Source organism: Methylibium sp. T29-B, from assembly GCF_000576225.1.
In the GTDB taxonomy this organism is placed as follows: Bacteria; Pseudomonadota; Gammaproteobacteria; order Burkholderiales; family Burkholderiaceae_C; genus Methylibium; species Methylibium petroleiphilum.
This window is the reverse complement of sequence record NZ_AZSN01000045.1, coordinates 1-26,988: the sequence shown is the minus strand read 5'-3', so window position 1 is coordinate 26,988 and position 26,988 is coordinate 1. Positions and strand designations below refer to the sequence as shown.

Here is a 26,988-nt window from a genome sequence, read left to right as displayed (position 1 = left end):
CCGCCGGCGATGCGGCGCGCGCGCTCGACGCCGCGCGCCGTGGTCAAGCGCTGAGTCCGCGGTCGGAGGCCGTGGCGCTGCTCGCCATTGAACTGATGCCGACCGAGCAGCGGGCCGAGTCGCTGGTCACGGCCTTTCTCGAGGCCCAGCCACCGGCTCCGGCCGCCACGCGCAGCGCGGTGCGGCTGGTCTATGCCCGCACGCTGGCTGTCGCGCAGCGCTATGCGGACGCCGCGCCGCAGCTCGAGGCGGTGACGCGCGACGCGCCGCAGTTCGTCGACGCCTGGCTGACGCTGGGCGCCTTGCGGCTGGAACTGAAGCAGCCGGCCGAGGCCGAAGCGGCGCTGCGCGAGTACCTCGCGCGCCTCGAGGCCGGCAGCGAGGCGGCATCGACCGAAGCGGCCGATGCCACGCAGGACGAGGACGCCGCCACGCCCATGCAGCGTCTGACGCAGGCCTACCTGCTGTTGGCCCAGGCCGCCGAGCAGCGGCGCGACTTCAAGGCCGCCGAGGGCTGGCTGGCCAAGGTCGACAGCTCCCAGGCACTGACGGTGCAATCGCGGCGCGCATCGTTGCTGGCGCAGCAGGGCAAGCTCGCCGAGGCGCGCAGCCTGATCCGCGCGCTGCCGGAACGGCAGCCGGAGGACGCGCGCTCCAAGCTGCTGGTGGAGGCGCAACTGCTGCGCGACCAGAAGCAGTGGTCGGAGGCACTGGGCGTCCTGACCGAGGCCAACGACCGCTACCGCGACGACACCGACCTGCTGTACGAGCAGGCGATGATGGCCGAGAAGCTCGACCGCATGACCGAGATGGAGCAGTTGCTGCGTCGCGTGATCGCGCTGAAGCCGCAGCAGCCGCAGGCCTACAACGCGCTGGGCTACTCGCTCGCTGATCGCAACCAGCGCCTGCCGGAAGCGCGCCAGCTGATCATCAAGGCCCTGGAGCTGTCGCCGGGCGATCCGTTCCTGATCGACAGCCTGGGCTGGGTCGAGTACCGGCTCGGCAACCATGACGAGGCGATCCGCTGGTTGCGGCAGGCACACGGCGCACGACCGGACACCGAGATCGCCGCGCACCTGGGTGAGGTGCTCTGGGTCAGTGGCCGGCGCGACGAGGCTCGTCGGATCTGGGCCGAGGCCCGGGCCCGCGACGCCACGAACGACGTGCTGAAGGAAACCCTGGCGCGGCTCAAGGTCGATCTGTGAGGCGTGGCTGCGCACTGCTCGCCGCCGCGTGTGCTGCGGCAGTGTGGCTGGCGGGGTGCGCCGGCGTTGGCACGCCGGCGCCCCAGGGCGAGCGGCTGGCGGGACGGCTGTCGGTGCGTGTCGAGGGCGACGCGGCACGGAACTTCAATGCGGCGTTCGAACTGGAAGGTTCGTCCGAGTCGGGCCAGCTGTCGTTGACGACGCCGCTCGGCATCCAGCTCGCCCGCGCCGACTGGTCGCCGCGGCAGGTTCGCCTGCGCTCCGGCGACGGCGAGCGCCTCTACCCCGACCTAGAGAGCCTGGCGGAAGACGCGCTGGGCGAGCGGGTACCGCTCGCCGCGCTGTTCGACTGGCTTCACGCCCGGCCCTGGCCCGGCGCGCCGAGCGCGGCGCAACCGCAGGGCTTTTCGCAGCTCGGTTGGGTGGTCGACGTGTCGCGCCGGGCCGAGGGCTGGGTCGAGGCGCGCCGCGCCGCGCTCCCCGTGGTGAGCGTGCGCGCCAAGCTCGACGATGCCCCCTGAGAAGGCCCGCCGATGAGTCTGCAAGCCCTCTACGACGTTCCCGCGCCAGCCAAGCTGAACCTGTTCCTGCACGTGACGGGCCGGCGCGACGATGGCTACCACCTGCTGCAGTCGGTGTTCGCGCTGATCGATTGGGCCGACACCCTGCATTTCGAACGCCGCCTCGACGGCCGCCTGGTCCGCCACGACCTGGCCGCCGCGCTGCCCGAGGACGACCTGTGCCTGCGCGCGGCGCGCCTGCTGCAGCGCGAGAGCGCCTGCCCGCTCGGCGCCGACATCTCGATCGACAAGGACGTACCCTGGGGCGCCGGCCTGGGCGGCGGCAGCTCCGACGCCGCCAGCACCCTGCTGGCGCTGAACCGCCTGTGGGGCCTGCACTGGTCGCGCGAGCGGCTGCTGGCGTTGGGCCTGCAGCTCGGCGCCGACGTGCCCTTCTTCGTGGGCGGTCACAACGCCTGGGTCGAGGGCATCGGCGAACGACTGACGCCCATCGAGCTGGCGCCGCGCTGGTGGGCCGTGCTGAAGCCCGCTGTGGCGGTGCCCACCGTGGCGATCTTCGGCAGCCCGCTGTTGGTGAGGAACACCGCTGCTGCTACAATCTCGGACTTCTCTGCAAACGCAGTCGAGTTCGGCCACAACGATCTGCAAACGCCCGCAATGGCGTACAGCGACGAGGTGGTCCAGGCTCTGGCGCTGCTGCAATCCCGCTACGGCGCAAGCCGCATGTCGGGATCCGGCAGCGCGGTGTTCGCGGAGGCCGGCACCGGCGAGTCACCGACGGTTGCGATGATGGAAGCGGCTTCGCTTCCTCCGTCGTGGGTGGGACGCATGTGCCGCGGCTTGACGGTGCATCCGCTGGCGCTCTGGGCCGGCTGATCATCGCCATGCGACGGTTTCGGGCGTGGCTCGGGCGCAAGCCGGAGCGGTGTCCTGTGTAGGGGAGTCGCCAAGTTGGTTAAGGCATCGGATTTTGATTCCGACATGCGAAGGTTCGAATCCTTCTTCCCCTGCCAAAGCTTTACCCAGGAAGCATGGCGCCCGCGTTCCGGGCGCCATGTTTTTTGATCGGACAGGTTTTTTCCAACGAACGACCGCCTCGGAGGCGTGATGCTCTCCTCCAACACCGTGATCTTCACCGGCAATGCGAATCCGGCGCTGGCGCAGGAGATCGCCACCTCGCTCGGCATCGAACTGGGCCGCGCGGCCGTCGGGCGGTTCTCGGACAGCGAAGTCACGGTCGAGATCCAGCAGAACGTGCGGGCGCGCGACATCTTCGTCGTGCAGCCCACCTGCACCCCGACGAACGAGCACCTGATGGAGCTCTTCATCATGGTCGACGCGCTCAAGCGTGCCTCGGCCGGCCGCATCACCGCCGTGATCCCCTACTACGGCTACGCGCGCCAGGACCGCCGCCCGCGCTCCACCCGCGTGCCGATCAGCGCCAAGGTCGTTGCCAACATGCTCGAGGCCGTGGGTGTGAACCGCGTGCTGACGATGGATCTGCACGCCGACCAGATCCAGGGCTTCTTCGACATTCCGGTCGACAACATCTACGCCTCGCCAGTGCTGCTGTCGGACCTGAAGAGCCGCCGCTACGACGACCTGATCGTCGTCTCGCCCGACGTCGGCGGCGTGGTGCGCGCCCGCGCGCTGGCCAAGCAGCTCAACTGCGACCTCGCCATCATCGACAAGCGCCGCCCCGCGGCCAACGTGTCGGAAGTCATGCATGTGATCGGTGAGATCGACGGCCGCAACTGCGTGATCATGGACGACATGATCGACACCGCCGGCACCCTGGTGAAGGCCGCCGAGGTGCTGAAGGAGCGCGGCGCGAAGAGCGTGTTCGCCTACTGCACGCATCCGGTGTTCTCCGGCCCGGCGATCGAGCGCATCAAGAACTCGCAGATCGACGAGGTGGTGATCACCAACACCATTCCGCTCAACGCGGCGGCCAAGGCCACCACCAAGATCCGCCAGCTGTCGGTGGCCTTCCTGTTTGCCGAGACCATCCGCCGCATCTCGGACGGTGAGTCGGTCACCTCGCTTTTCTCGGAGCAGAACAACAACTTCTGAGCCGGGTTCTGCCCGTGCGCATGGGGCGTGCGGGTTCACACAGGGTGCCTGGTCGCGGGCACCTTCCTTTTGGAGAAAACTCATGAAATTCGTCGCTTATCCGCGCGAACTGCAGGGGACCGGAGCGAGCCGCCGCCTGCGTATTTCCGGCAAGGTGCCGGGCATCGTCTACGGCGCCGGCGAGCCGCTGAAGATCGAGCTCGACCACAACGCGCTGTTCCACGCGCTCAAGAAGGAAGCCTTCCACGCCTCCCTGCTCGACATGGAATTCAATGGCAAGAGCCAGCAGGTGCTGCTGCGTGATGTGCAGATGCACGCCTTCCGCCCGCAGGTGCTGCACGTCGACTTCCAGCGCGTCGACGCCACCACGCGCGTCACGAAGAAGGTGCCACTGCACTTCGTCAACGAAGAGAACGCGCCGGGCGTCAAGCTCGACAAGGGCCTGATCTCGCACGTGGTGACCGAACTCGAGGTGGAGTGCCTGGCCTCGCAACTGCCCGAGTACCTGACGGTCGATCTGGGCGAACTGGCCAAGGGCCAGTCGCTGCACGTCAATGACCTGAAGCTGCCCCCGAGCGTGAAGGTGGTGCTGCGCGGCAAGAAGAACCCGGTGATCGCCACCGTGGTGATGCAGGCCGCGGAAGAAGCCCCGGCCGAAGTCGCCACCCCGACCGCTGCCGCGCCAGCTGCCAAGGGCAAGAAGAGCGAGAAGCAGAACAAGAAGTGATTCTTCTTGGGTGTTCGCTGCCCATGCTTCCAGCCCCGCTTCGGCGGGGCTTTTTGTTGTCCGTGTCGCACCGGGGCCCGCTACACGATCTGGGCAACTCCCTCTCATGGGGGCGCGACCACGGATGCGGGCTTCAAGTACGCTGAGATCTCCACACAGGGACATGCCTTGCCTACGCAGACTCGACCTGTTCCGACTCGATGAAAGATCGCAAGAGGAGAGAGAAGCTCCTTCGTGGCTGCACGCTTTCCACGGTGTGGCTCGGTCTGGGTCCTCACGATAATCTTTGTCATGATTCGACTGATGGTGGGGCTCGGCAACCCGGGCCCGGAGTACGAGGCCACTCGCCACAACGCCGGCTTCTGGTGGGTGGACGCCGTCGCGCGCCAGCTCAAGGCCTCGCTGCACGCGGAGCGCGCGTACCACGGGTTGGTGGCGCGAGTGAACACGCCTGTCGGGCCGGTGTGGCTGCTGGAGCCGCAGACCTACATGAACGTGTCGGGCAAGTCGGTAGCGGCGCTGGCACGCTTTTTCAAGATCGCTCCGGAGGAGATCCTGGTGGCCCACGACGAGCTCGACCTGCCGCCGGGCGAGATGAAGCTCAAGCAGGGCGGTGGCCATGCCGGCCACAACGGCCTGCGCGACATCCATGCGCAACTCGGTTCCACTGACTACTGGCGTCTGCGGCTGGGCATCGGTCATCCGGGTGTGAAGGCCGAGGTGGCCAACTACGTGCTCGGCAAGCCCACGCGCGAGCACCGTGAGGCCATCGATGCCTGCATCGTGCGCTCGCTGACTGCTGTCGACGCCTTGCTGTCCGGTGACATGAGCAAGGCCACGCTGCGCCTGCACACCAGCAAGCCGCCCCGGCCGAAGCCGCCGCGGCCGGTGGCGGTCGCGGGCACTGGGGTTCCTGCTGCGGCGGATGCTCCTAGGGCGCCCGATATTGCCGGCAGCGCCCCGGCCACCACCCAGGGCGATCCTCCATGAAGCATGGGATGCTGTCACTGCTGGTGCTGGGCTTGTTCGCCGCCGCGGCACCGCAGGCCGCCAGCGCCCAGGGGGCTGTCTACCGCTGCGGCGCCGACGGACGCAGCTACTCGCAGCAGCCTTGTGCGGACGGGCGCACGCTCCGCGTCGATGACGACGCACGCACGCCGGCCCAGCGCCAGCAGGCCATGGAGGCGGCGCGGCGCGATGCCCGCTTGGCCGATGCGCTCGCCCACGAGCGACGCCAAGCCGAGTCGGTGAGCGTGAGGGCGGCTTCGTTGAGCGCGCCAACGCAGAAGGACGCAGAGGTGCACGCGACTGCCGGCAAGCCGAACCCGAAGAAGCGGCGGCACGCGAAGCGGCCTGCAAACCCTCCGGCCGGTGCTTCCGGAGATTTCAAGGCGACAGGGCCTGTGCCGCCCGGTGCCAAGAAGACGCGCGCCGGAACGGCGGCCCCGCCGACCCGTTGAACACAGAACGGCGATTCAGCCGCAGCGGTGCCGGAGGGGGGCAGCGGCGACACGTCTGGCGACGCGGGTTCACCGACGAGCGCCCTGAACTTGGCCCACAACTGCGGCGGGCTCTCGACGTGCGCCGGATTCACCGGGATGCAGGCGACCGGGCAGACCTGCACACACTGCGGTTCGTCGAAGTGACCGACGCACTCGGTGCACTTGGCCGGGTCGATGATGTAGATCTCGGGCCCGAGCGAGATGGCCTGGTTGGGGCACTCGGGCTCGCAGACGTCGCAGTTGATGCAGTCGTCCGTGATCATCAGGGCCATGGGGAGCTCCGATGCAGCGGCGCACGGCCGCCGAGCCCGCGGCGGGCGTTGTCGATCGGGACGGACATCCGGTGTGTCATGTGGCCTGGCTGACGCGCTGTTTCAGGCGCTGGAGGACCGAGGGTGCCACGAACTTCGAAACATCACCGCCCAAGGTGGCAATCTCGCGCACGAAGGTGCCGCTGATGAACTGGTACTGGTCGCTCGGGGTCAGGAACACGGTTTCCACGTTGGGCATCAGCTGGCGATTCATGCCGGCCATCTGGAACTCGTATTCGAAGTCGCTCACGGCGCGCAGGCCGCGCACCACCACCTTGCCGCCGTGCTCGACGACGAAGTCGCGCAGCAACCCGCGGAACGCGATGACTTCGACATTGCGATGCGAGGCCAGCAGTTCCTGCGCGATCTCCAGCCGTTCGGCGATGGTGAACATGGTGCGCTTGTGGTGGCCGGCGGCCACGGCGACGATCAGACGGGGGAACAGCGCGCTGGCGCGACGCACCAGATCCTGGTGTCCGAGCGTCATCGGGTCGAAGGTACCGGGGTAGACGGCGCTCAGGCCGGGGTTGAAGGGCACGGTGTTTCCTTCGCGGAGCGGGCAGGGTGGCGAAGTTTATGCCGCAGCGTCACGGTCCGCGGGGCGGAGCAGGTGCGCATGCACCTGCCCGGCGCGGGTGTGCCGATCGAGCGCGAAGCCGAGTGGCTCTAGCGTCTCGGCCTCGAACGCCCGGTCGGCTTCGAGGTAGGCGCGACCGGTGGGTGCCAGCACGCGCTGCGCAGCGCGCAGCGCCGGCTCGAACAGGCCCCCGTCGAAGGGCGGATCCAGCAGCACCAAGTCGAAGGGCGCGCCGGCGTAACGCGTCATCCACGCCAGCGCGTCGGCGGCCTCGATGCGCACCGCGTGGGCCGCCAGTCGCGCCCGCACTGCGCACAGTCCGCGCACCAGGCGGCGTCGCGCTCGAGCAGCATCACGTCGCTGGCGCCGCGCGAGGCTGCCTCGAAACCGAGCGCGCCGCTGCCGGCGAAGGCATCGAGGCAGCGCCAGCCGCTCAGGTCCTGGCCAAGCCAGTTGAACAAGGTCTCCCGCACGCGGTCGGGCGTGGGGCGCAGCCCCGGAGCCACGGGCACCGGCAGCTTGCTGCGCTTCCACTGCCCGCCGATCAGTCGGACCTCACCCGGCCTGGCTGGCGTGGCGGCGGGGCGAGCGGCAGCGGGGGCACGGGGCATCGGCCGATTCTAGGCAGCCGCTTCTCCGGTGCGCCGGTGACGATCGCTCGCGCGCCGGGCTCACCGTGGTGCGTGTGGGGCGCTGCGTCCCAGAGAGGCCGCGGCGGCCTGTCCCTAGAATCCGGGCCACATGTTCAGTTTCTTCAAGAAGAAGGCGCCGGTCGTGGCGCCACCGCCGACCGGCCCCGAGGCCCCAGCAGCATCCGCACCGTCTCCCGGGCCTGATGCCGAAGTCCGCGTGGCTGCTGCGGCGCCTGCCGAACAGCGCCGCCCCTGGCTCGACCGGCTCAAGAGCGGGCTGCGGCGCACCGGATCCGGCATCACGCAGGTGTTCACCGGCACGCGCATCGACGAGGCGCTGTACGAGGAACTCGAGGCGGCGCTGCTGATGGCCGACGCCGGCATGCCCGCCACGCAGCACCTGCTCGCCGACCTGAAGCGGCGCGTCAAGGAGCACAAGGCCACCGATCCTGCCGCGGTGAAGTTGTTGCTGGTCGACGCGCTGGCCGAACTGCTTGCGCCCCTGCAGCGGCCGCTGGTGCTGGGCGAGACGCGGCCGACGGTGATCATGGTCGCGGGGGTCAACGGCGCGGGCAAGACGACCAGCATCGGCAAGCTCACGCGCCACCTTGCCGACGGCGGCCTGAAGGTGCTGCTGGCGGCGGCCGACACCTTCCGCGCAGCGGCGAAGGAGCAACTCGCGGTGTGGGCGGACCGCAACCGCGTCGAGATCGTCAGCCAGGAAGGCGGCGACCCGGCCGCGGTGAGCTTCGATGCCGTGAAGGCCGGGCAGGCCCGCGGCTGCGATGTGGTCGTCGCCGACACCGCCGGCCGCCTGCCGACGCAGGCGCACCTGATGGAAGAGCTGCGCAAGATCAAGCGCACCATCGGCAAGGCCATGGACGGCGCGCCGCACGAGGTGCTGTTGGTGGTGGACGGCAACACCGGGCAGAACGCGCTGGCCCAGGTCAAGGCCTTCGATGCCGTGTTGGGGCTGACCGGGCTGGTCGTCACCAAGCTCGACGGCACTGCCAAGGGCGGGGTGCTGGCGGCGATCGCGCTGTGGTCGCGCGAGCGTGACGGCGCCTCGCCGGTGCCGGTCTATTTCATCGGCGTGGGCGAGAAGCTCGCGGATCTGGAGACTTTCGACGCGCGCGAGTTCTCGCAGGCGCTGCTGACCTGAGCCGGACGCGCCAGGTTCAGCGGGCCGGCGCGTCGAGCGGCATCGACGCGGACGACAGATCGTCGAACCAGGTCGACTGGGCGGGCTCCGCCAGCGTGGCGCCGTCAGCTGCCTCGCGGTCCAGGTCCTCGAGCACGTCCTGCAAGGTCACCATCGTGGGCCGCGCCGCCGGCGCGGCGCTGCCGGCGACCTCGGTCACGAGCACCCCCGGCATGACCGCTGCCCGGCGGGTGCGCACACGGCTGCCGCCGTCCTCGGTACGAAGGCCCTGCGACGTGTTCACCACTTGGTCGCGCACCATCGGGACGCTCGGCAGTGCGTCCTCGTTCCAGACGATCACGCGGATGCCGGCTTGCTGCAGCACGCGGTCCATGCGCTCGTGGCGGCGCACGGTGCGTTCACCGTCCTTGCCGGGCGGGCGGCGCACTTCGACGACGGCAATCACCTGCGAGACCGTGTCGCAGACCACCAGGTCGGCGCAGATCTGGCCGACGCGGCGCATCCACTCGTGGTACGAATTGCGGGTCGGCACGCGGATGAAGCGGGCCAGGGGCACCTGCGCCAGCAAGGTGTACTCGGGCAGGGCCTGCTGCAGCACCAACTGCGCCTTGCGCTCCTTGAGCGTGAGCACGCGGGTGGCTTCGGGCGGCCACGCGGCCACGGTGTCGAGCGCCTCGACGCGCTTGTCGCGCTGCTTGTCGCGGCCCGGACTTTCCGGGCGTTCACGGCCACCGCGGCGTCGCGCCAGTACCACCAGCATCAGGCCCGCCAACAGCACCGCCAGCGCCTGCAAAACCATCGGATCGCCCATCATCGTCATCCTCCAAAACCCCGACGATGAACGTAAGTGGGGCGCCGAAGAGCGTCAAGAGAACAACGCACGCTTTCGGGCTAGCGAACAAATCCTTTCATTCCGCCGCCGCCCATGCGCTTCATCATCTTCATCATGCCGCCGCCCTTCATCTTCTTCATCATCCCCTGCATCTGCTCGAACTGGTTCAGCAGGCGGTTGACCTCCTGCACCTGAACGCCCGCGCCGGCGGCGATGCGGCGCTTGCGGCTGGCCTTGAGCAACTCGGGCTTGCGCCGCTCGAGCGGCGTCATCGAACGGATGATTCCTTCCATGCGACGCACGTCGCGCTCGGCACGGTCCATGTCGCGGCGCCGAGCTGTGGCGTCTTGCCACCGGTCATCTGCGCGGGCAGCTTGTCGATCAGGCCCGACAGGCCTCCCATGTTCTTCATCTGCGAGATCTGCGAGAGGAAGTCCTCGAGGTCGAAGCCCGAGCCCGACTTCACCTTGTCGGCGAGCTTCTGTGCCGCCTGCAGGTCGACGCCCTGCTGCACCTGCTCGACCAGCGCGAGGATGTCGCCCATGCCGAGTATCCGTCCGGCGTGGCGCTCGGCATCGAACAGCTCCAGGCCGTCGATCTTCTCGGACACGCCGGCAAACTTGATCGGCGCGCCGGTGACCTGGCGGACGCTCAGCGCGGCGCCGCCGCGCGAGTCACCGTCCAGCTTGGTCAGAACAATGCCGGTCAGCGGCAGCGCTTCCTTGAAGGCCTTGGCAACGTTGATCGCGTCCTGGCCCTGCATCGCGTCGACGACGAACAATGTCTCGATCGGGTTCAGCGCCGCGTGCAGCGCGCGGATCTCGGCCATCATCGCTTCGTCGATCGCCAGGCGGCCGGCGGTGTCGACCAGCAGCACGTCGAAGTAGTGCTTCTTCGCGTAGTCCACCGCGGCCAGCGCGATGTCGACCGGCTGGTCGCTGGCCTGCGACGGAAACCACTCCGCGCCGGCCTGCTGGGTCACCGTCTTCAGCTGCTCGATCGCGGCCGGCCGGTAAACGTCGCCCGACACCGTGAGCACCTTTTTCTTGCGCCCGATCAGGTGCCTGGCGAGCTTGGCTGTCGTCGTGGTTTTGCCGGCGCCCTGCAGGCCGGCCATCAGGATCACCGCCGGCGGTTGCGTCGCGAGGTTCAGCTCGGCCACACCGCCGGCGCCCATGGTCGCCGCGAGCTCCTTGTGCACCACGCCCACCAGCGCCTGCCCCGGCGACAGCGAGCCGACGACCTCCTGACCCAGTGCCTTTTCCTTCACGCGGGCGATGAAGTCGCGCACCACTGGCAGCGCGACGTCGGCCTCCAACAGCGCCATGCGCACCTCGCGCAGCATGTCCTGCACGTTGTCTTCGGTGATGCGGGCCTGGCCGCGCATGGTCTTGACCAGGCGGCTCAGGCGTTCGGAAAGGGCGGATGCCATGGGAGGAGGTCTCGGGTTGGTGCTGTGTCGGGGCGCGGCGCGCTGCGGAGCCGGCCGTCCGGCGCGCACCCCTTGCGGCCCGGGGCGCGAACGTACACTGCGCAGCATGATTTTATCGCCCGGCCTCTCCGCTGCGAGCCTGCTGCCGCTGGCCGCGACGAGCATCGTGGCGCTGCTGGCCTACCTTGTCGCTGCGTTCAGGCGCGAAGCCACATGGCTCGGCGTCGTGCTGGCGGTCGGATGGATCGGCCATGGCCTGGCCATCGGCCTCCACGCGGCCGGCGTCGGTGAGGCGCAGCCGGGCGCTCGCTTCGGTTTCGCGCCCGCGCTGTCGGTGACGCTGTGGCTGGTGCTGGCGGTGTATGCGATCGAAAGCCGCTTTGTGCCGCTGGCCGGCGTGCGGCGCACGCTGGCCGTGCTGGGTGCGGCTGCCGTCGTGCTGACCCTGGTGTTTCCCGGCGAACTGCGCCCGCACGCTGGCTCACCGTGGGCGCCGTTGCACTGGATCCTCGGCATTGCGTCGTATGGCTTGTTCGGCACCGCGCTGCTGCACGCCGCCTTGCTGCGGCGTGCGGAGCAGCGCCTGCGCAGCAAGCCGGCGGCAGGCGAAGCGCCGCGCGTGCCGTCGCCCGGGCTGCCGCTGCTGCGGCTGGAGAAGTTGACCTTCCGCTTCGTGGCGGCCGGCTTCGTCGTGCTGTCGGCCACGCTGCTGCTCGGCTGGTGGTTCTCCTCGCCCTGGCGCTGGGATCACAAGAGCGTGTTCTCCGTGCTGGCCTGGGGTGTGTTCGCGGCCCTGCTCGCCGGGCGCCGCGCTTTCGGGTGGCGGGGCCGGCTGGCGACGCGCTGGCTCTATGTGGGGGCCGGGCTGCTGCTGCTCGCCTACGTCGGCTCGCGCTTCGTGCTGGAAGTGGTCCTCCACCGCACGACCTGACGGCGAAGCACGGCCTTCTTCTGTCTTTCCGACGTCCCTTCACGCATGAAGTACCTGGTCCTGCTGCTGGTGATCGTGGCCGTGCTGTGGCTCGTGCGTTCGCGGCCACGTGCGGTACGCCCCGACCGTGCGCCCGCGTCCGAGGGCAGTGCGCCGCAGGCCATGATCGAGTGCGTTCACTGCGGCGTGCACCTGCCGCGAGCCGAGGCCGTGGCGGGCCTGCAGGGCCACTACTGCAGCGACGCGCACCGGCTCGCCCACGGCGACTCACGCTGATGGCGGGCACGACCGGATCGGGTCGCCGTCGCGCCCCTGCGGATGGCGGGGCGTCGTGGTTCGGGTCGATCGATCTCGGCCTGCCCGGTGACGACGATGCGGCGCAGTCGCGCTTCGACCGTGGCGAGTGGCGCGAGACCGATGCTGCCGATTCGCGCTTCCTGTCGCGTCAGGCGCGGCGGATCGCCGGGTCGGGCCAGAGCGCGGTGTACCGGCTCTACCGTGCCTTCGTGGCCTCGCGCGCGGTGCTCGGTCTCGCGCTGCTGGCCACCGAGGTGGCGATCACCTGGCTGAGTCCGCGGCCACAGCGAGAGCTGGTGCTGTCGCTGTGTTCGCTTTACGCGATGGCCGCGCTCCTGTTGTGGGTGCTGCCCAACCTGCTGGGTCCGATGCAGCCGGCGCTGCAGTCGCGTCTGCGACGCCGCCACTGGATGGCGACGATCGGGGTCGACATGCTGAGCTTCGGCGTCCTGCATCTGCTGGCCGGCGGAGGCGTGCTGAACTACTCGGCGCTGCTCGTGCTGCCGGTGCTGATGGCCGGTGTGCTGACGCCGCGTCTGCAGGCGTTGGGAGTGGCCGCCGGGTGCACCTTGATCCTGCTTGCTGCCGCGGGGCTCAATGTGGACGTGACCGGCGAGGCAACGTTGCAGCTCACGCAGGCGGGCCTGGCCGGCGTCGGCCTGTTCGTGGTCAGCCTGATGGCGGGCGAGTTGTCCGGTCGGCTGGCGCGCGAGGAGCTGACAGCGCGCGGCAGCCTCGAATTGGCGCGCCAGCAGGCGCAACTCAATCGCCTCGTCCTCGAGGAAATGCAGGACGGCGTGATGGTCGTCGACCGCCGTGGCCGGGTGCGCGCCGCCAACCCGGCGGCGCGCCATCTGCTCGACGAGCCGCTGATCAGCGCCGCCGACAGCTTCTCGCTGACCGGTGTGCAGGCCTGGGAGCCCCTGGTCAGGGCCGTGGACCGGGCCTTCGGGGAGGGCCACTGGCCCGAGGGGGGGCGCGACGTGGTGTTGCCCCGTGTGGCCTCCAGCGATACGGGGCCGCGACAGCTGCGCCTGCGCGTGCGCTTCACGCGTCGCCGCGAGACGGGGGCGCCGGAGGACTACTGCGTGCTCTTCCTGGAGGACCTGCGCACGGTGCAGGCGCGCGTGCGCCAGGAAAAGCTGGCGGCGATGGGTCGCGTGTCGGCCGGCATTGCGCACGAGATCCGCAATCCGCTGGCGGCGATCATGCAAGCCAATGCGCTGCTGGCCGAAGACGCCAGCAGCGCGCAGCAGGTGCAGCTCACGCGCATGGTGGATGAGAACGCCGAGCGCCTGAAGCGCATCGTCGACGACGTGATGGAGGTTGCACCGAGCCTGCTGCCCGAGCCGGCGCCGCTCGACGCGAGTCTGCAGGTCGCCACCATCTGCGGCGAGTGGGCCCGCACCGCGGGCCTGGCGATCGGTGCCGACAGCGTGCTGCGGGTCGACCTGCCGAGCGAGCCGCTCGGCGTGGTGTTCGACGGCGAGCACCTGCGCCGCGTGCTGGTGAATCTGCTCGACAACGCGCTGCGGCACGGAAGCCGGACGCCCGGTGCGGTCCAACTGCGGCTCGCTGCGGCGAGCGAAAGCCGAGCCCTGCTCACGGTGGGAAGCGACGGCGAGCAGATCGCGCCCGAGGTCGAGCGTTACCTGTTCGAGCCCTTCTTCTCGACGCGCAGCCGCGGCACCGGACTGGGACTGTATATTTGTCGTGAGCTGTGCGAGCGCTACGGCGCCAGCATCGAATACAGCTCACGCGGCGCGCCGGAGCGCCACCGCAACGTGTTCTCGGTCGCCATGCGGCGCACGCTGCTTCCGGACGGCGATTCCCGGCTTCACTTCAGCGCATGAGAATTTCAGTGCCCAGCGACTTCAGCCCTTCGACGGCACATGACCTGTCGGCGCGGCGATGCTCCACCCCGGGAGCGACGCCATGAGCCGGCCTCGCATTTCAGCCTGCTGGTGGTCGACGACGAGCCCGACCTGCGCACCCTCTACGAGCTGACGCTGCTGCGTGAGGGCTACGAGATCGAGACCGCAGCCTGTGTCGAGGACGCCTGGGCCCAACTCGCCGACCGCACGTTCAGCGCGGTGATCACCGACATGCGTCTGCCCGACGGCAGCGGGCTCGACCTGCTGCATCGCCTGGAGGAAGCCGGGCGCCGCGAGAAGACCATCGTCATCACCGCCTACGGCTCGGCGGAAAGCGCCGTCGAGGCGCTGAAGGCCGGCGCCTACGACTACCTGACCAAGCCGGTCGACCTGAAACTGTTCCGCAGCGTCGTGGCGTCTGCCCTCGGTCGGGCCGCGGCCAGCGGTCCGACGGTGCAGCCCGATCAGTTGCCGTCCGAGTCCGGGGCGGCGAGGCCCTCGCGCGCCGGCGTTGCCGCACGCCCGGTGCCGACGATCGTGATCGGCCCGGCCGCTGCGGTGGTCCCTCCGGCCGGCGCGCTGGCGCGGATGGCCGGCAACTCGGCCCCGATGCAGCAGGTGCGTTCGCTGATCGAGAAGGTCTCGCGCAGCATGGCACCGGTGCTGGTGCATGGCGAGTCCGGCACCGGCAAGGAGCTGGTCGCACGGGCGATCCACGACAGCGGCGTGCGCCGGAGTCAGCCCTTCATTGCGGTGAACTGCGGGGCGATCCCTGAGCAGTTGCTGGAAGCCGAGTTCTTCGGCTACCGACGCGGTGCGTTCACGGGGGCGAACGAGGACCGCGACGGTTTCTTCCAGGCCGCGCGTGGCGGCACGCTGTTCCTCGACGAGATTGGTGATCTGCCGCTGTCGATGCAGAGCAAGCTGCTGCGCTCGATCCAGGAACGCTCGGTGCGGCCGGTGGGCGCGACGACGGAGACGGCGCTGGACGTTCGCATCGTCAGCGCGACACACAAGAACTTGGCGGCCGACGTGCAGGCGGGGCGCTTCCGCCAGGACCTGTACTACCGGCTCAACGTGATCCAGATCCGGGTGCCGCCGCTGCGCGAGCGGCTCGAGGATCTGCCGGCGATCTGCGAGCGCGTGTTGGAGCGCATCGCCGCCGACGCCGGAGTCAGTCCGCCGCCGCGGCTGACGCGTGACGCGCTCGCCTACTTGCTGCGCTACCCCTTCGGCGGCAACGTCCGCGAACTCGAGAACCTGCTGCACCGGGCCGTCGCGCTGTGCGATGGCGATGTGATCGATGTCGGCGACCTCGACCTGCCCGAGTCGGCGTTCAGCGACAGCGGGCGTGCCGAGCTGGCGGCGCTGCCAGCGGGTGTGCCGACGCCGAGCGCCGCCGAGTTCCCGGCGAGCGCGGCGCTGCCGACGCCGTTGCCGGACGATCTCGCCGCCTACCTCGACGGCGTCGAGCGCGACATCCTCGTGCGTGCGCTGGAGCGTTACCGCTTCAATCGCACTGCTGCAGGCGCCAGCCTCGGTCTCTCGCTGCGGCAGATGCGCTATCGCATGGCGCGGCTGGGGGTCATGGTCGCCGAGCATGGCGTGGCCATCGGGCCGGGTGCCGACGACTCGGATGACGAACTGCCGCCCGCCGGATCGGGGCGGGCGTGAGCCTGCAGGGCACGCACTGGCAGGACGGTTGGTGGTCGGCTGCGCGCCGCGTCGATTCGCCCAACCATGGGCCGCGGCCAGAAGGCACCGAGGTCACGCTGGCGCTGATCCATTCGATCAGCCTGCCGCCTGGCAGCTATGGAGGCGACTCGATCGAGCGGCTGTTCACCAACACGCTCGACTGGGATGCTCACCCCTATTTCCAGCAGATCCGCGGCCTCGAGGTGTCATCGCATTTCGTCGTCCGGCGCGACGGCGAGCTGCTGCAGTTCGTGCCGACAGCGCGGCGGGCCTGGCATGCCGGCCGCTCGGCGTGGCGAGGCCGGGAGAACTGCAACGACTATTCGATCGGCATCGAGCTCGAAGGTCTGGAGGGCGAGCGCTTCGAGCCGTCGCAGTACGAGCGCCTCGCCGAGTTGCTGCACGCGCTCGCGCGGCAGCATCCGTTGCGCGACGTGGCCGGGCATGAGCACGTGGCTCCCGGGCGCAAGCTCGACCCCGGCGCCGGCTTCGAGTGGGTGCGCCTGCAGTCGCTGACAGAATGGCCGGATCGGTACTTTCCCAAGGGTGTGCTCGCCTCGCGCTGAAGGCGCGAAGCGAGCGCGTTTGGCGAAGGCAGGTTCCATGCGGCCTGGCGGCCGATTTTCGCGCTGGAGGCGCGTCACTCGTGGGCCGGGCCGTCGTGCGCAAGCACTGATGCGGCTTGTCTCCGAGGTGTGAGAAAGGTCGCCACGTTTCAAGTCGTGACACGCTACATATAGTGCTTGTAGAGGCGACGAGCGCTAGATATAGTGTGCCGATGCCTTCCCGTCCTGCCTGAGCCGAGCACGTCCGGGGTCGCTCTCGCGTGAACATCGACCTCGTGGCCGCCCCGTCCAGGCGGCGTTGTACAGCCCGGCGCTGCGTCTGCTCCGATCGTCCCGCTGTCACGATGGCGATCGGCAGTTCATGGCGCACCGTGTCCCGTGCACGCTGGTACCTCGAAGGCTGAACCCAGGCGATCACCCGCAGTCGAACCCCTTGCGCCGGCCCGTCGCAAACACCGTCATCTCATAAGAACCGAAAGGGACCTCATGCAATCCATCAGCTCCAGCGTTCCGGCCGCCGCTCTTGCCGGCGGCGCGCTCGCCGCCACCGCAGTTTCGCGGGCGGCTCCCGGCAGCTCGGCCTATGCCGGCTACCAGATCATCCGGCGCAACGGAGCGGTGGTGGCGTTCGAGCCGAACAAGATCGCCGTGGCTTGATGAAGGCCTTCCTGGCCGTGCACGGCACGCAGGGTGCGGCCTCGGCCAGCGTCCGCGAGATGGTCGATGGTCTGACCGAATCGGTGGTGCGCGCGCTGCTGCGTTCACGTCCGGGCGGCGGCACCTTCCACATCGAGGACATCCAGGATGCGGTGGAACTCGGGCTGATGCGCGGCGGGCACCACGAGATCGCCCGCGCCTATGTGCTGTACCGCGAGCGCCGCGCTCAGGAGCGCGCCAAGCAGGGCGCTGCGCCGGTGGCGCCGGCCGTCGCGCTGCACGTGATCGATCGCGGCCAGCGCGTGCCGCTCGACACCGGCCGGTTGCAGGCCCTGGTGGAATCGGCCTGTGCCAATCTCGGCAGCGAGGTGCAGGCTGCGCCGATCCTCGCCGAGACCCAGCGCAACCTGTACGACGGCGTGCCGATCGACGAGGTCTACAAGGCCGCCATCCTGGCCGCCCGCACGCTGATCGAGAAGGACCCGGCCTACACGCGGGCGACTGCGCGGCTGCTGCTGCACACCATCCGCCGCGAAATCCTCGGCGGCGAGGTGCTCCACGAGGAAATGCAGCAGCGCTATGCCGACTACTTCCCGGGCTTCATCAAGCAGGGTGTCGAGGCCGAACTGCTCGACGAGCGGCTGATGCAGTACGACCTGCGCCGCCTGGGCGAGGCGCTCAAGGCCGACCGCGACCTGCAGTTCGACTACCTCGGCCTGCAGACGCTGTACGACCGCTACTTCCTGCACGTTCGCAAGGCGCGCATCGAATTGCCGCAGGCCTTCTTCATGCGCGTGGCCATGGGCCTGGCGCTGAACGAGGTCGACCGCGAGGCGCGGGCAATCGAGTTCTACGAGGTGCTGTCGAGCTTCGACTTCATGTCGAGCACGCCGACGCTGTTCAACAGCGGCACGCGCCGCTCGCAGCTGTCGAGCTGCTACCTCACGACCGTGGCCGACGACTTGGACGGCATCTACGAGGCGATCAAGGAGAACGCGTTGCTCTCCAAGTTCGCCGGTGGTCTGGGCAACGACTGGACACCGGTGCGTGCGCTCGGCAGCCACATCAAGGGCACCAACGGCGAGTCGCAGGGCGTCGTGCCATTCCTGAAGGTCGTCAACGACACCGCGGTGGCCGTCAACCAGGGCGGCAAGCGCAAGGGGGCGGTCTGTGCCTACCTGGAAACCTGGCACCTCGACATCGAGGAGTTCCTGGAGCTGCGCAAGAACACCGGCGACGACCGCCGTCGCACCCACGACATGAACACCGCGAACTGGATCCCCGATCTGTTCATGCGGCGCGTCATCGAAGGCGGCGACTGGACGCTGTTCTCGCCGTCCACCTGCCCGGACCTGCATGACAAGTTCGGCATCGCTTTCGAGCAGGCGTACACCGCCTACGAACAGAAGGCCGATCGAGGCGAGCTCAAGCTCTACAAGCGCGTGCCGGCCAAGGACCTGTGGCGCAAGATGCTGTCGATGCTGTTCGAGACCGGGCATCCGTGGATCACGTTCAAGGATGCCTGCAACGTCCGCTCGCCCCAGCAGCATGTCGGCGTGGTGCACTCTTCGAACCTGTGCACCGAGATCACGCTCAACACCAACGGCAGCGAGATCGCGGTCTGCAACCTCGGCTCGGTCAACCTCGCCCAGCACCTGATGCACGGCGCCGAGGGTCTGGAGATCGACCACGCCAAGCTGAGGAAGACGGTGTCGACGGCGATGCGCATGCTCGACAACGTGATCGACATCAACTACTACGCGGTCAAGAAGGCACGCGACTCCAATCTGCGCCACCGCCCGGTCGGCCTGGGCGTGATGGGCTTCCAGGACAGCCTCTACCAACTGCGCATTGCCTACGCTTCGCAGCAGGCGGTCGAGTACGCCGACCGTTCGATGGAGGCGGTGTGCTACCACGCCTATTGGGCCTCGACCGAACTGGCCGAGGAGCGCGGCCGCTATTCCAGCTACAAGGGTTCGCTGTGGGACCGCGGCATCCTGCCGATCGACAGCCTGGATCTGCTGGCCGAGCAGCGCGGCGGCTACGTCGACGTCGACCGTTCCACCTCGCTCGACTGGGACGCGCTGCGCGCGCGCATCCAGCAGCACGGCATGCGCAATTCCAACTGCGTGGCGATCGCTCCGACCGCGACCATCTCCAACATCATCGGCGTGGACGCGTCGATCGAGCCGTCGTTCAGCAACCTGTCGGTCAAGTCCAACCTGTCGGGCGAGTTCACGGTCATCAACGAGTACCTCGTGCGTGATCTGAAGAAGCTCGGTCTGTGGGACGACGTGATGGTGATGGACCTCAAGCACTTCGATGGTTCGCTGCGTCGCATCGACCGCGTGCCAGAGGAACTGAAGTCGCTTTACGCGACGGCCTTCGAGGTCGAGCCGACCTGGCTGGTCGAGGCGGCGGCACGCCGCCAGAAATGGATCGACCAGGCGCAGAGCCTCAACATCTACATGGCGGGCGCGTCCGGCAAGAAGCTCGACGACACCTACAAGCTCGCGTGGCAGCGTGGCCTGAAGACCACCTACTACCTGCGCACGGTGGGCGCGACGCATGCCGAGAAATCGACGGTGAAGGCGGGGCACCTGAATGCCGTGTCGAGCGGCAGCGGTGGTGTCGATGCCGTGGCTGCTGCAGCGCAAGCGCAGTTCGATGCTGCGAGCAGCGTGCCCGCCACCGACATGAAGTTCTGCGCGATCGACGACCCGACGTGCGAGGCCTGTCAGTGATTCGCCAATGCGTGTCGTGCGGTCGTGGTCGCCTGCAAGCGATGCACGACCGCAACAACTTCAGCGCTTCGATGTCAACAAGTGCTTGGTGTTTGAACACAACACTCCGATAATTCAGTTCACAGGAAGTACACCATGCTGGTTTGGGAAGACGACGCTCGTTCCGCCTCCACTGCGACGCATCACACTCCGCCCTCATCGCTGCGCGATGCACGGGCCACAGACCCGTCATCCCCGATTTCCTCGTCGCCCGCAACGCAGTCTGCTGCCTTGTTCGATGCGCCTCCGGCTGCGGCCCATGCCGTGAAGCCTTCGGCGGCAGCGGGCACGCGCCGCGTCAACGTGGCCGACAAGCGCATCATCAACGGCCAGACCGACGTCAACCAACTGGTGCCGTTCAAGTACAAGTGGGCGTGGGAGAAGTACCTCGCCACCTGTGCGAATCACTGGATGCCGCAAGAGGTCAACATGTCGCGCGACATCGCGACCTGGAAGGATCCGAACGGCTTGTCGGAAGACGAGCGCCGCATCATCAAGCGCAACCTCGGCTTCTTCGTGACCGCCGATTCGCTGGCCGCCAACAACATCGTGCTGGGCACCTACCGCCACATCACCGCGCCCGAGTGCCGGCAGTTCCTGTTGCGCCAAGCCTTCGAAGAAGCGATCCACACGCACGCCTATCAGTACATCGTCGAGTCGCTGGGCCTGGACGAGAGCGAGATCTTCAACGCCTACAACGAGGTCCAGTCGATCCGCGACAAGGACGAGTTCCTGATCCCCTTCATCGGCGCGATCATGGATCCGAACTTCCACACCGGCACGCTCGAGAACGATCGCACGCTGCTGAAATCGCTGATCGTCTTCGCCTGCCTGATGGAAGGTCTGTTCTTCTACGTCGGCTTCACGCAGATCCTCGCGCTCGGTCGGCAGAACAAGATGACGGGCGCGGCCGAGCAGTACCAATACATCCTGCGTGACGAGTCGATGCACTGCAACTTCGGCATCGACCTGATCAACCAGATCAAGCTCGAGAACCCCCAGCTGTGGACCGCCGAATTCAAGGCCGAGATCAAGGCCCTGTTCATGAAGGCCGTCGAACTGGAATACCGCTACGCCGAAGACACCATGCCGCGCGGCGTGCTCGGTCTGAACGCGTCCATGTTCAAGGGCTACCTGCGTTACATCGCGAACCGGCGCGCGACGCAGATCGGCCTGGAGGAGCTCTTCCCGAACGAGGAAAACCCGTTCCCGTGGATGAGTGAAATGATCGACCTGAAGAAGGAGCGCAATTTCTTCGAGACCCGCGTCATCGAGTACCAGTCCGGTGGCGCGCTCTCCTGGGATTGAAGCACCTCGTGCGCACGGCGCTCGGGCTCTGAAGAAGAAGGAAGACAACAAATCAAGATCTGTGGGTGAGACGTTAGCGACGCAGAAGCGCAACGCATTGCCCACGACCCCATTCACTGCACCGGAGCGTCTCTCCAAGGCAGCCCCATGGGCAGTGAATCGCTGTGCCGTATCGAGCGGCACAGTGCTCTTTGCAACTTGATCAAGGAGAATCGTGATGGCAACTGCGAAGAAACCGGCCGCTAAGAAGGCCCCTGCGAAGAAGGCTGCGGCCAAGAAGGCCCCGGCGAAGAAGGTCGCGGCCAAGAAGGCCCCGGCGAAGAAGGCTGCAGTCAAGAAGGCTCCGGCCAAGAAGGCGGCAGCGAAGAAGGCTCCGGCCAAGAAGGCGGCGGCGAAGAAGGCTCCGGCCAAGAAGGCGGCGGCGAAGAAGGCCCCTGCCAAGAAGGCCGCGGCGAAGAAGCCTGCCGCGAAGAAGGCTGCCAAGAAGCCGGCTGCGAAGAAAGCCGCGAAGAAGCCGGCTGCGAAGAAGGCTCCCGCCGCCCCTGCTGCGCCTGCAGCCCCGGCAGCGAAGACCACGCTCAGCCCGCAAGCGGCTTGGCCTTTCCCGACGGGCACCAAGCCCTGAGCGATTGGCTCGACCAGAGTTGAAAGCCCGGCTCCGGCCGGGCTTTTTCATGGGCGCAGCAGCAGCGGCAGTACGCGGTCGGTCTAGAGAGGTTGCGTGTCGGCGAAGCCGTTCGCAGGCAGGGCCGTCGCGAGTCGGCCGCGGTCGAGGTTCTCGGCAAGTTCCTGCTTGCGCGCGGCGGCATCGGCGGCCTTGTCGCGGGCTTCGCGCTGAACCGCACTCAGCGCCGGGCGTTCGGCCAGTTCCTTCTGCAACTGTGCGATCTGGCGTTTGGCCTGCGTTGCATTCTGGCCCGCGACGGCGCGGGCCTTTTCGAGGCGTTGCAGCACGGCACTCAACTGGCGTCGATACCACCAGGCGCACATCAGCCACGAAAGCGCGGCCAGCGCGAGCGCAGCGCCCATCAACAGCAGCCAGTTCGTGAGAGTCATCGCACACTCCATCGGCGGCCGCAGTTTCACCGGCCACTCAGCCTGATGCGAACGATAGCTGCTCGGCCGCCACTGCGTCCGTGAATCCATCTCGCGTGTCGCTGTCTCCGAGGGCGCCGCTGCCTCACGACTGTGCATTACGGCACAGTCGATACCGATTCAGAGTCCGAGCGCGGCCCGATCGATGCGGTGGTTCTGCGGGCCGGCGCACGCAATCTTCAGCGCGCCGACGCGGTTTCCGAGTTCGGCGCAGCGCGCCAGGGGCCAGTCGCGCTCCAGGCCGTAGAGCACCGCACCGCGGAAGGCGTCGCCGCAACCGGTCGGATCGACGATCGCCGTGGCGGTCACGCCAGGAACGCGCCGGACCTGCCCCTGCTCCCACACCTCGCAGCCGTCAGCGCCCAGTGTGACGAACAGGCCGCGCAAGTGGGAGCGCGACAGTTGTTCGAGCTCAGGCCGGTGCGGTCACACAGCATCCTCGCCTCGTAGTCGTTCACCGCGACCCAACTCGCCTGCTCGACGAATCGGCGCAGTTCGGTGCCGTCGAACATCGGCAGGCCCTGGCCCGGATCGAAGATGAATGGAATGCCGGCCTCGTGCAACTGCTGGGCATGCTCGATCATCGCGTCGCGGCCGTCCGGTGCCACGATCGCGAGCGCCAGGTCACCCCGTGGGGGCACCGCCGTGCGCTGTGCGAACTGCATCGCGCCGGGGTGGAAGGCGGTGATCTGGTTGTTGTCTTGGTCGGTGATGATGATCGCCTGCGCCGTGTAGCTTTCATCGATGCGTTTGACCAGGGTCGTGCTCACGCCCCAATCGCGCAGCCGCTGCAGGTAGCCGTCGCCGTCGGCGCCGAGCGTCGCCATCACCACCGGCGTGCCGCCCAGCTGCTGGTGGGTGTAGGCGATATTGCCGGCGCAACCGCCGAATTCGCGCTTCAGCGTGGGTACCAGGAAGGACACGTTGAGGATGTGGATCTGCTCAGGGAGGATCTGTTGCGCAAAGCGGCCGGGGAACATGGTGATGGTGTCGAACGCGAGCGAACCGCAGATCAGGGCCGGCATGGCAACTCCGAGACGAGGAAGAATAAAAGGGCGGTCGATCGGCGACGAGCAAGGGGCTCAGGGATAGAACAGCTCGACCGTGTAGCCACTGATGCGTGCGCCGCGCGCCGTCAGCAGTGCTTGCAACTGACTTTCCGATCCGGGGGCGAGCGCCACGCCGGGCACTGAACCGCCCGTGGCGGTGCGGAAATCGGCCGGCGCCAGCGCGCGCCGCGAGACCAGGGTGCCGCTGTTGTCGGTCACACTGAGATCGACCGACGGCAGGGCGATATCCACCTGGCCCCGGTTGTGCAGCGTCAGGCTCAGCCGGTAGGCATCACTGCCTTCCACCTGCGTCAGCCCACTCGATTCGACGGTGATGGCCGCAAGGCGCCGCAGCGGCTCGATGCGGCAGTCCAGCACCTCGCACAGCGTTTCCAGTGTCGGCCGCGCCTGCGGCCATTGTGCCGCGAAGGCGTCGCGGTACTGCACAGCGATCTGGGTGAGCAGCGTGCCGATCAGCAGTGCCGCAGCCACGACGAGCGAGGCGCGCACCCGCGGGCGGCGCCAGCGCGCCGCATCCTCGGCCTGGCGCAGGAAGCCGGGAGTGCCGGCAACGGCCGGCGCAGCGGGCGGCGGCATCGCCGCCTCGTCCCCGATCGGCGCCTCCAGCAGCGAACTCATCGCGGCCGCCTGTCGCGCGGCACGGCTGTCGCGCCAGCGCTGCAGCAATGGCGTGGACGGCGGCGCGCTCTTGGGGCTGGCTGGCGGCAGCGCATCGACGGGATCTTCGGTCGCGTCCGGTTCCAGTGCCGCGGCGTCGGGCGGGAACTCGCTCGGAAAGCGGGCATCGGCGAAATCGGGGTGCTCGTCCGAGCGGCTGTCGTCGGACTGCGGCGCGAAGAAGCGCGACTCGATCGCGTCATGCTCCTGGGTCGCGGGCATGGCCGGCAGTGCGCCGTGTTCGCTGTTGCCGGGGTGATGGCTCGCAACGAACTCGGCCATGCCCTCGACCACCGACTGCGTAGCGCCGGCCTTCGGGATACGCTGCGGCGGTGCCTCGCGCTCCAGATCGAACAGGCCTTCGAGCGCGTTGAAGGTGTCCTGGCAGCGGCCGCAGCGCACCCAGCCTTCCGAGACCTTGAGCTGGTCCTGCACGACACGGAAGATCGTGCCGCAGGCGGTGCAGCGGGTGGCCAGGCTCATGCTGCGAATGATGCCATCGCGCAGGCCCTTCTCAGGCGGCGCGGCGGGCGGTCATCAGGATCCAGCCGTCTTCGCGATCGCTGACCTCGAGCACAAGCCATGGCGCATAGGCGGCCTGCAGCTCGGCGGCCTGGCGCTCCAGGATGCCGGCCAGCACGAGGTGGCCGCCCGCGGCGACATGGGCGCTGAGCAGCGGCGCCAGCAGCTTCAACGGTGTGGCCAGGATGTTGGCCAGCACCAGCGGATAGATGGCCGACGGGCTGCCGGCGCGTTCGGGCAGCCCGGCTTCGAGCGTCACGCCATTGGCATGTGCGTTGTCCCGAGTCGACTGGATCGCCGCCGGGTCGATGTCGACCGCGTCGATCGGCGCGGCCCCGAACAGTGCGGCACCGATGGCAAGGATGCCCGAGCCGCAGCCATAGTCGAGCACGCGCCGGCCGCGCACCGCAGCCTCGTGCGTGGCGATCCAGCGCAGGCACATGCGCGTCGTCGGATGCGTGCCGGTGCCGAAGGCGAGGCCAGGGTCGAGCCGTATCACCTGCGTCGCCGCGGCCGGCGCCTCATGCCATGACGGCACGATCCAGAAGGTCGGCGTGATCTCGACCGGCGCGAACTGCGACTGCGTCAATCGCACCCAGTCCTGTTCGGGCACCGGCTGCAGCGAGTGCACCTGCAGATCGGCCGCCCACTCCTGAGCCAGCAACAGCGTCGCCGCATCGGTCGCGCTGGACTCGTCCGGAAACAGGGCGCGCAGCGTCGAGCGCTGCCAACCGGCCTTCGGTGCAGGCATGTCGGGTTCACCGAACAACGCCTGCTCGGACGGTGTGTCGGCGTCCGCGTCTTCGACCGAGATGCTCAGCGCTTCGAGTTCCATCAGCGCGTCCGACACTGACTCGACCTGCTCCTCGCGGGCGAGCAACACCAGCTCGAACATGCTCGTGTCTGCCACGTCAGCGCTTGCGCTGGGCCATCCAGCCTTCGAGGTAATGGATGCTCGTGCCGCCCTCGACGAATTTCGCGTCGACCACCAACTCGCGGTGCAGCGGCGTGTTGGTCTGGATCCCTTCGATCACCGTCTCCAGCAGCGCCGTGCGCATGCGGGCCAAGGCCTGCTCGCGGGTGTCGCCGTGCGTGATGATCTTGCCGATCATCGAGTCGTAGTTCGGCGGCACGAAGTAGTTGGTGTACGCGTGCGAATCGACCCGCACGCCGGGGCCGCCCGGCGGATGCCACATCGTGATGCGGCCCGGTGACGGCGTGAACTTGTACGGGTCCTCGGCGTTGATGCGGCACTCGATCGCGTGGCCCCGCATCTCGATCTGGCGTTGCGTGAACGGCAGCTTCTCGCCGGCGGCGATCTTGATCTGCATCTGCACGATGTCGACGCCGGTCACGAGCTCGGTCACCGGGTGCTCGACCTGCACGCGGGTGTTCATCTCGATGAAGTAGAACTCGCCGTTTCGTACAGGAACTCGAAGGTACCGGCGCCCGATAGCCGATCTTCTTGCAGGCGGCGACGCAGCGTTCGCCGATGCGCTCGATCACGCGCCGCGGGATGCCGGGCGCCGGAGCTTCCTCGATGATCTTCTGGTGGCGACGCTGCATCGAGCAGTCGCGCTCGCCCAGCCACACCGCGTTGCGGTGGGTGTCGGCCAGCACCTGGATCTCGATGTGGCGCGGATTCTCGAGGAACTTCTCCATGTAGACGGTCGGGTTGCCGAAGGCCGCGCCGGCCTCGGCGCGCGTCGTCTGCACCGCGTGGATCAGCGCCGCCTCGGTGTGCACCACCCGCATGCCGCGTCCGCCGCCACCACCGGCGGCCTTGATGATGACCGGGTAGCCGATCGCGCGCGCCTGGCGGATGATCTCCTTCGGGTCGTCCGGCAACGCGCCCTCGGCGCCCGGCACCGTGGGCACGCCCGACTTGATCATGGCCTGCTTGGCAGCCACCTTGTCGCCCATCACGCGGATCGACTCCGGCGTCGGGCCGATGAAGGTGAAGCCGCTCTGTTGCACGCGCTCGGCGAAGTCGGCGTTCTCGCTGAGGAAGCCGTAGCCGGGGTGGATGGCCTCGGCATCCGTCACCTCGGCGGCGGCGATGATGGCCGGCATGTTGAGATAGCTCTGCGCCGAGGCCGGCGGGCCGATGCAGACCGCCTCGTCGGCGAGCTTCACGTACTTGGCGTCGCGGTCGGCCTCCGAGTAGACGATGACGGCGCGCACGCCGAGCTCGCGGCAGGCTCTCTGGATGCGGAGGGCGATCTCGCCTCGGTTGGCGATCAGGATCTTCTTGAACATCGAGTGCTCTGCCTCACTCGATGATGAACAGCGGCTGCCCGAACTCGACCGCCTGCCCGTTCTCGCAGAGGATCTTGGTGACCGTGCCCGACTTGTCGGCCTCGATCTCGTTCATGATCTTCATCGCCTCGATGATGCAGATCGGCTCGCCTTCCTTGATCTCCTGGCCGACCTCGGCGAAGGCCTTGGCGCCCGGGCTCGACGAGCGGTAGAAGGTGCCGACCATCGGTGACTTCACGCTGTGTCCGGTCGGCGCGGCGGGCTCCGGCGCAGCCGCCGCCGGTGCCGGCGCGGCGGCGC

The 26,988-nt window shown here is 68.3% G+C and carries 20 protein-coding genes, 1 tRNA gene and 6 pseudogenes; 16 read left to right on the top strand and 11 right to left on the bottom strand.

What is annotated here, in order from left to right:
• From Y694_RS09670 to pth, 7 genes are all read left to right on the top strand, one after another.
• The coding region (locus Y694_RS09670) for a tetratricopeptide repeat protein (RefSeq protein WP_036231884.1) at window positions 1–1,205 on the top strand (1,205 nt) is incomplete at its 5' end.
• Window positions 1,202–1,726 carry an outer membrane lipoprotein LolB gene (locus tag Y694_RS09665; protein ID WP_011830807.1) on the top strand — a complete coding sequence of 175 codons (525 nt, stop codon included), beginning with the start codon at window positions 1,202–1,204 and terminating at the stop codon, window positions 1,724–1,726. The genes Y694_RS09670 and Y694_RS09665, both read left to right, overlap by 4 nt.
• A gap of 12 nt (window positions 1,727–1,738) precedes the next feature.
• On the top strand, window positions 1,739–2,602 hold the full coding sequence (gene ispE, locus Y694_RS09660; protein ID WP_011830806.1) for a 4-(cytidine 5'-diphospho)-2-C-methyl-D-erythritol kinase: 864 nt from the start codon (window positions 1,739–1,741) through the stop codon (window positions 2,600–2,602).
• Between the two features lie 60 nt (window positions 2,603–2,662).
• A tRNA-Gln gene (locus tag Y694_RS09655) sits at window positions 2,663–2,739 on the top strand.
• A 94-nt stretch (window positions 2,740–2,833) separates the two neighbouring features.
• Entirely contained in the window at window positions 2,834–3,799 is a 966-nt protein-coding gene (locus tag Y694_RS09650) for a ribose-phosphate pyrophosphokinase (protein ID WP_011830805.1), read from the top strand.
• Between the two features lie 82 nt (window positions 3,800–3,881).
• Entirely contained in the window at window positions 3,882–4,526 is a 645-nt protein-coding gene (locus Y694_RS09645; RefSeq protein WP_011830804.1) for a 50S ribosomal protein L25/general stress protein Ctc, read from the top strand.
• 291 nt (window positions 4,527–4,817) lie between these two features.
• Entirely contained in the window at window positions 4,818–5,516 is a 699-nt protein-coding gene (pth, locus tag Y694_RS09640; RefSeq protein WP_036231883.1) for an aminoacyl-tRNA hydrolase, read from the top strand.
• 544 nt (window positions 5,517–6,060) lie between these two features.
• On the opposite strand, the pseudogene Y694_RS09635 reads toward pth, so the two are convergent.
• The 3 genes and pseudogenes from Y694_RS09635 to rsmD form a co-directional block, all read right to left on the bottom strand.
• Window positions 6,061–6,300 (bottom strand): annotated as a pseudogene (locus Y694_RS09635) (YfhL family 4Fe-4S dicluster ferredoxin); the annotation flags it as partial.
• A 76-nt stretch (window positions 6,301–6,376) separates the two neighbouring features.
• On the bottom strand, window positions 6,377–6,826 hold the full coding sequence (coaD, locus tag Y694_RS09630; RefSeq protein WP_049820916.1) for a pantetheine-phosphate adenylyltransferase: 450 nt from the start codon (window positions 6,824–6,826) through the stop codon (window positions 6,377–6,379).
• A gap of 87 nt (window positions 6,827–6,913) precedes the next feature.
• Window positions 6,914–7,527 (bottom strand): annotated as a pseudogene (rsmD, locus tag Y694_RS09625) (16S rRNA (guanine(966)-N(2))-methyltransferase RsmD).
• 130 nt (window positions 7,528–7,657) lie between these two features.
• Between rsmD and ftsY the strand changes: the two are divergent.
• On the top strand, window positions 7,658–8,710 hold the full coding sequence (gene ftsY, locus Y694_RS09620; protein WP_036231881.1) for a signal recognition particle-docking protein FtsY: 1,053 nt from the start codon (window positions 7,658–7,660) through the stop codon (window positions 8,708–8,710).
• Window positions 8,711–8,726: 16 nt separating this feature from the next.
• On the opposite strand, the gene Y694_RS09615 is transcribed toward ftsY, so the two are convergent.
• Both Y694_RS09615 and ffh read right to left on the bottom strand, forming a co-directional pair.
• A complete protein-coding gene (locus Y694_RS09615; RefSeq protein ID WP_161727981.1) occupies window positions 8,727–9,524 on the bottom strand; it encodes a DUF2726 domain-containing protein in 798 nt (265 codons plus the stop codon).
• 77 nt (window positions 9,525–9,601) lie between these two features.
• A pseudogene (ffh, locus tag Y694_RS09610) lies at window positions 9,602–10,974 on the bottom strand (signal recognition particle protein).
• A 106-nt stretch (window positions 10,975–11,080) separates the two neighbouring features.
• Here ffh and Y694_RS09605 point away from each other — a divergent pair.
• From Y694_RS09605 to Y694_RS09570, 8 genes and pseudogenes are all read left to right on the top strand, one after another.
• The gene (locus Y694_RS09605) at window positions 11,081–11,905 is read left to right on the top strand and encodes an inner membrane protein YpjD (RefSeq protein ID WP_011830795.1); all 825 of its coding nucleotides are present in this window, start codon (window positions 11,081–11,083) and stop codon (window positions 11,903–11,905) included.
• 45 nt (window positions 11,906–11,950) lie between these two features.
• Window positions 11,951–12,181, top strand: coding sequence for a PP0621 family protein (locus tag Y694_RS09600; protein WP_011830794.1), 231 nt, complete (start codon window positions 11,951–11,953; stop codon window positions 12,179–12,181).
• Complete coding sequence (locus tag Y694_RS09595; protein ID WP_036231877.1) at window positions 12,181–14,055, top strand: PAS domain-containing sensor histidine kinase; 1,875 nt, start codon at window positions 12,181–12,183, stop codon at window positions 14,053–14,055. Before Y694_RS09600 ends, Y694_RS09595 begins: the two co-directional genes overlap by 1 nt.
• 39 nt (window positions 14,056–14,094) lie before the next feature.
• Window positions 14,095–15,750 (top strand): sigma-54 dependent transcriptional regulator, encoded by a 1,656-nt coding sequence (locus tag Y694_RS09590; protein ID WP_051495685.1) that lies wholly within the window; start codon window positions 14,095–14,097, stop codon window positions 15,748–15,750.
• Window positions 15,747–16,337: a 1,6-anhydro-N-acetylmuramyl-L-alanine amidase AmpD gene (gene ampD, locus Y694_RS09585; protein WP_011830791.1), complete on the top strand. Its 591-nt coding sequence runs from the start codon at window positions 15,747–15,749 to the stop codon at window positions 16,335–16,337. Before Y694_RS09590 ends, ampD begins: the two co-directional genes overlap by 4 nt.
• A 486-nt stretch (window positions 16,338–16,823) precedes the next feature.
• Window positions 16,824–19,738 (top strand): annotated as a pseudogene (locus tag Y694_RS09580) (ribonucleoside-diphosphate reductase subunit alpha).
• Window positions 19,739–19,873: 135 nt separating this feature from the next.
• Window positions 19,874–21,085: a ribonucleotide-diphosphate reductase subunit beta gene (locus tag Y694_RS09575; RefSeq protein WP_011830789.1), complete on the top strand. Its 1,212-nt coding sequence runs from the start codon at window positions 19,874–19,876 to the stop codon at window positions 21,083–21,085.
• 217 nt (window positions 21,086–21,302) lie between these two features.
• The gene (locus tag Y694_RS09570) at window positions 21,303–21,710 is read left to right on the top strand and encodes a histone H1-like DNA-binding protein (protein WP_036231875.1); all 408 of its coding nucleotides are present in this window, start codon (window positions 21,303–21,305) and stop codon (window positions 21,708–21,710) included.
• An 83-nt stretch (window positions 21,711–21,793) separates the two neighbouring features.
• On the opposite strand, the gene Y694_RS09565 is transcribed toward Y694_RS09570, so the two are convergent.
• From Y694_RS09565 to accB, 6 genes and pseudogenes are all read right to left on the bottom strand, one after another.
• A complete protein-coding gene (locus Y694_RS09565) occupies window positions 21,794–22,171 on the bottom strand; it encodes a hypothetical protein (RefSeq protein ID WP_152543431.1) in 378 nt (125 codons plus the stop codon).
• A 129-nt stretch (window positions 22,172–22,300) separates the two neighbouring features.
• Window positions 22,301–23,205, bottom strand: a pseudogene (locus Y694_RS09560) (carbohydrate kinase family protein).
• 57 nt (window positions 23,206–23,262) lie between these two features.
• Window positions 23,263–24,390 carry a zinc-ribbon and DUF3426 domain-containing protein gene (locus Y694_RS09555; RefSeq protein ID WP_011830785.1) on the bottom strand — a complete coding sequence of 376 codons (1,128 nt, stop codon included), beginning with the start codon at window positions 24,388–24,390 and terminating at the stop codon, window positions 23,263–23,265.
• Between the two features lie 31 nt (window positions 24,391–24,421).
• Window positions 24,422–25,324 carry a 50S ribosomal protein L11 methyltransferase gene (prmA, locus tag Y694_RS09550; RefSeq protein WP_036231885.1) on the bottom strand — a complete coding sequence of 301 codons (903 nt, stop codon included), beginning with the start codon at window positions 25,322–25,324 and terminating at the stop codon, window positions 24,422–24,424.
• Window positions 25,325–25,340: 16 nt separating this feature from the next.
• Window positions 25,341–26,688: pseudogene (gene accC, locus Y694_RS09545) on the bottom strand (acetyl-CoA carboxylase biotin carboxylase subunit).
• Between the two features lie 13 nt (window positions 26,689–26,701).
• On the bottom strand, window positions 26,702–26,988 hold a 287-nt coding region (accB, locus tag Y694_RS09540; protein ID WP_036231871.1), incomplete at its 5' end, for an acetyl-CoA carboxylase biotin carboxyl carrier protein.